Raw genomic sequence first — 466 nt, 5'->3', positions numbered from 1 at the left:
CCTTCTCCTCGAGGCCGTCACCGCCGAAGGCGTCCTTGAACGAGAAGCCGAGCTCAGAGAAGTTGAAGCCGATGTCCTGGAGGGCAGCAAGCTCGTCCTTGGCGGCGGCGATCTGCGTCTGGAGCGTCGCCATGTCGCCCGACTGGGCTGCAGCCTTCAGCCCGTCGATGGCGGTCGTTGCGCCGTCGCCCGCGGCCGCGAAGTCGAGCAGAGCGCCCGCGCCTGCACCGATGGCGATGCCGACTGGGCCGGCGAGGGAGCCCATGAGGGCGAGCGACATGGTGTTGGTGAGGCCGAGGCCGTCCGCGGCCCCCGACGAGACGAGCGCCAGCCCGCCGAGCGCACCGGCGGCCTTGCCTGCAACCGCGCCTGTCTGCTTGAGGTTGTCGAGCGCCTTGGCGTTCTGTGCCGCCATGCGTTCCGACTTAGCGCCGGCCGTTGCGAAGTTGGTGCCGAGGAGTGCCAA

At 69.7% G+C, this 466-nt stretch carries 1 protein-coding gene; it reads right to left on the bottom strand.

The features are described from left to right. The coding region (locus C5C07_RS20670) for a hypothetical protein (protein ID WP_199522794.1) at positions 1–415 on the bottom strand (415 nt) is incomplete at its 3' end. Between the last annotated feature and the right edge of the window lie 51 nt (positions 416–466).

It is taken from the genome of Haloferax sp. Atlit-4N (assembly GCF_003383025.1).
GTDB lineage: Archaea > Halobacteriota > Halobacteria > Halobacteriales > Haloferacaceae > Haloferax > Haloferax gibbonsii.
Note: the sequence above shows the minus strand (reverse complement) of the source record. Positions and strands in the feature narration are given on the sequence as shown.